This is a genomic window from Planktothrix sp. FACHB-1355 (assembly GCF_014748295.1).
GTDB classification, from domain to species: domain Bacteria; phylum Cyanobacteriota; class Cyanobacteriia; order Cyanobacteriales; family Aerosakkonemataceae; genus Aerosakkonema; species Aerosakkonema funiforme_A.
The window spans coordinates 1-4223 of sequence record NZ_JACJUP010000575.1 but is presented as its reverse complement, the minus strand read 5'-3'; the positions used below and the strand labels follow the sequence as shown (position 1 = coordinate 4223).

Sequence of the window (4223 nt, the reverse complement as noted above, 5' to 3'; positions counted from 1 at the left end):
GCTCGCAAGCAAATATTGCAGGCAGTACTACAGAAAGAAACTAAAACTTAACGATGAGGGCTTTTTGGCAGAATCTTACAACCGTTGACTTTCCTGCTACCAAAACTGTTGCTATTTTTAGTTCGCTCACCACTTGCCCAGGACTTTTTGAAGTGCCTCCAAAACCTGCGTCTGTTTCACCAAACTTACAACAACCGCAACCACCAAAATGAGGAGTGCTATACCGCTAACAGTTTTGCCAAAATACTTTGCTGATGAAGTAATGTTCCAAAAACCTTTAGGGATGCGACGCGCTTGTTGTTCAAATTTAGCTTTTGCCCAACCAACTTTTTGCTTTTGCTGACGCGCTTCCCACAACAAACTACCTGCTAATTGCAATAAATAAGGATGACATCCACCCCACTGTCTGGCGAGGCGTTGCTCATCGTTTCTCAAAGCAGCAGGGGCACCTGTTTTGGCAGGTAAACTTACCAGTTCTCTTGCTTCCTCTTCCGTAAGTTCCCCTAGAGTCAGTACGTAAGCTAAATTAAAGAAAGAAGAAGTTAAATTATATCGTTTGCCATAAAAATCGAGTTTTCTGTGCGAAGCTACCACTAGCATCAAACTGTTACCATTAATTAAAAAGCGGAGATTATCGAAAAATCCGGCATCAAATTGTTTGGGATGGTGGAATAAAGCTTCAAACTCATCTAAGCAAAGTACTGGTAAAACTCCCTGCCGTTTCCACTCTCCCAGTACAGCAGAAAATGCCTGACGATCGAAGGATGTAACTTGAAAAGGTCTGGTTAAGCTTCGTTGCGATCGCACCTTGGGCTGATTGAACAATTGTCTGGCTACGGCATGATAGAAATCTATCTCATCGTGACACTGTGAGTTTTGAAGGTCGAGGTAAATCCCAACATAACGATTGGGATTCTGCACTCGCTGTTCGTAAGTCTGGAAAAAGTGATACAGCAGGGAAGATTTGCCGATACTCCTTTTGCCCACAATATTGATGCTGATTGGTTGAGCGCCTGTCATCCGGGAGGTAATGGCCTCTAATTCTGTTTTACGGCCCACAAAAAACTGGGGGTCGGTAATCATGGGCCCAGGAATAAAGGGACAGGAAGGCAGCGAGCTGTTGGTCATACAACAGTTCTACAACAAGTTGACGCGAGCAGCTGTAATCAAGCAGGTTTATGAGGATTTATATCTGATTTTCAACAAATTGATACATTTTGTTTTATTTTTTTGAAAGATGTACATAATTTTAAAGTGCAGCTATCAGTGTTTTTTTTACATTTCAATAGCAAGCGCCAGATACTCTGGCGCTGAAACTAAAACGTTAAATATCCTCTGTATAAATAATTATTTTATATATACTTAATTAATCTTAAAACTGTCGATTGTAAACAATCAACAGTTATGGATTAAGCTGCATAAAAAATTTTTAACTTTCATTACACCCACTGGCTTAGCTCCTGTTATACCGATCCGTAAGCTAGGAAGCAATATCGGCAACTGATGCTAAGAAATGTGAGCTTGCCACAACCTTGATGCGATTTCTACGCACCGCATACTGAATTCGCCTAATGCAACTTTGTTCCTCCTCACTGAGGCTGTTTTGCATCATTGCAAGCGTCAATCTATTGTATTCGGCGCGACTAATTCTCCCAGAACGACTGGCGCGTGCAAAAATTTCCGACAGAGTGTAAGGAAAGAAACCAGGTTGAACTATGAGCATAATTAGTTTTCGCCTTCTTCGATTATATGAAGTATAACAATTATCAATTTAAAGCGTAAAGGTGAAAAACTGGGGAAGAAAAAAGTTTGCAGTAAACTATTTTCAATAAGTTCTGACTCTCCGCAAAGTTTCCGAAAATTTAACTAATTAAATAATTATTGAGATAGATGCAATAAAGTATCGTTAGTTACATTTATAGCTAACATACCGAAAAACAAATTTGATTTAACTTAATTACCCTTCAATTAATTGTCCGATCGCCAAAGCCAAATACTCGTACTGTGCTGGTGTATTATAAATTTGAGCCGAAATGCGAAGCAGCTGCTTTGGTGCGGTAGGCCAGGGAACTACCGGTACTTCAATACCAAATTTTTTAAACAGGGCATCTTGCAACAGGGGGATTAACGGTGCTTTTCCTGTATGAGGCACTGCATCCGGCAAAGGTACAACTGCCATTGCGGCGATCGTCTCATCCGGACAAGGCGGCGAAACACCAAGCGCTTTGCAAAGAGTCTGCCTAGCTGCTAGTGCTAATGCTCGATTTCGTGCCATTAACTCTGGCCATCCACCCTCAAGCAGCGATCCCATAAATTTAATTGCTGCCGGTACGCAGAGGTAAGCAGTGGGATCGTCCGTTCCCATCCAGTCAAACTCTAGCTGGAAAAGGGATCTGTCTGTGCGTGGAGAATTTGCGCCGTGACTGATGGTCATCGGACGAATCTGGGATTGCCGATCGCGGCGGACATACAAAAATGCTGCTCCTTTTGGCGCACACAACCACTTGTGACAGTTGCCTGTATAATAGGTTGCGCCTATTTGGTGCAAGTTCAAGGCCAACATCCCCGGCGCGTGGGCACCATCTATAAGAGTATCTATTCCAAGTTCGGTGAGTTTTTGTACTATTGACTGGATGGGAAAAATCAAGCCTGTCTGACTGGTGATGTGGTCTAATAATACCAACCGCGTTTGCGATCGCACCTTTTCCATGACTGCTTCTATTATTCGATCGGGCGATTCGATCGGGAAAGGCACTTTTGCCACCACCACCCGCGCACCCGTCTCGGCAGCGACAAAATCAAGCACATTGCGACAAGCGTTGTATTCTTGATCTGTAGTCAGCAACTCGTCATCCTTGCTGAATTTGAGCGATCGCAGCACCGCATTCACCCCAGTTGTAGCATTGGGGACAAATACCAATTCCGAAGCGTCTGCACCGATAAACTCAGCTAACTCGCTTCTTGCCGCATCCAGCAGTGCTTCATATTCCCGCACGAAAAAGCGCAGCGGCTCTCTTTCCATCTGCTGTCGCAGGCGCTGTTGCGCCTCCAACACAGGCAGCGGACAGGCACCAAACGAGCCGTGATTGAGAAATGTGATGTCCGCATCAAGCATCCAGAACTTTTCAAACTCTGAAGGTGTAGGTTTGAAGTTTGTTTTTTTCATCCTTCATCCTTCATGTTTCTCTCTTTTAAAACTCCCCGGGTAGGATTCGAACCTACGACCAATCGGTTACACTTATCCCAACGTTTCCGAAGGGGGTGGACTATCTCATCATCCACATGGGATGTCGGGCGCTGTAGGATTTATTGGTTAGGCTCCTCATCCTTAGTCTCTGCTCCTTTCTGGCTACCTGCGGATCGCCGCTGCCTTTTGCCAGACTTGGTTCAGGGTTGCCGCCACCCGAAGTGCTGCGGTTTCCTTGAATTCACCCGATTTTCCACTACTCGTTTCCGAGTAGCGCTGCTAGGTAATGCAAGCAATCTTAAAGATTTACTTGTTTCTGTCCCTTACAGCCGACCGCTCTACCACTGAGCTACCGAGGAATGTGTGCTTTGCTTGTGCAACGCTTATCTATATTAACGGTAATTCCAGAGATTTGGCAAGCCCTTTGGCAAATTTTTTTTATTTGGACTCTAAAATCGCCGTAATTTGCACCCTGTCTGACTTTCGCCAGTTTTAAATCTTTGCGCTCACCTAAATCCATTTCGCAGTTCAGCCAAGCGCTGTCTGGATTTAGGATCGAGAGAGTTGGCTAAGAAACGACTTGATGATTGACTGCGCGGTTTGTGTTTGCGCCGGATGCGCTGAGCGGTTAACTCTACTTCGTGGGCTAGCCGCTGTGCTGACATCCATTCAGCACCGTAACCTACGATCGTCAGTTGTTGGGCTCTGTCTGATGTCGCTACAATCAGCCGCCGCTGAAATTGCCGCAGCTCGTGGTGCAAGTCAGCACAGATTTTCTCGATAAAAGTATCTGCTGTTTGGCCAAAGTCGGTGAAGGAAATCGATAAATTCTCCGTTATGACTTCGCTAGTACTGGGAGTGTCTCGATACTGGGCGTCGAAAACTATCTGAGTACCGAAACCTTGAAAAGCGGTGTAGCCGATTAGAGATTCAATCAGTTGCCAGCGGGCTGCCTCTAATCCATTGCGATCGCGCTCGTGTAGCAGCGTCGGCCAAGCGCCAATTATGTTGTAGCCGTCCACGAGCAAAATAGCTG

Annotated in this window: 4 protein-coding genes; all 4 read right to left on the bottom strand. The window is 45.0% G+C overall.

Going from position 1 to position 4223, the window contains the following annotated elements; all coding sequences use genetic code 11:
* Positions 1-126: 126 nt before the first annotated feature.
* Positions 127-1128, bottom strand: a complete 1002-nt coding sequence (locus H6S82_RS20930; protein ID WP_190474108.1) for an AAA-like domain-containing protein — start codon at positions 1126-1128, stop codon at positions 127-129.
* Positions 1129-1480: 352 nt separating this feature from the next.
* Positions 1481-1723: a hypothetical protein gene (locus H6S82_RS20925; protein WP_190474107.1), complete on the bottom strand. Its 243-nt coding sequence runs from the start codon at positions 1721-1723 to the stop codon at positions 1481-1483.
* Between the two features lie 234 nt (positions 1724-1957).
* Positions 1958-3166: an aminotransferase class V-fold PLP-dependent enzyme gene (locus tag H6S82_RS20920; RefSeq protein ID WP_190474104.1), complete on the bottom strand. Its 1209-nt coding sequence runs from the start codon at positions 3164-3166 to the stop codon at positions 1958-1960.
* 527 nt (positions 3167-3693) lie between these two features.
* The coding region (locus H6S82_RS20915; RefSeq protein ID WP_191056647.1) for an NYN domain-containing protein at positions 3694-4223 on the bottom strand (530 nt) is incomplete at its 5' end.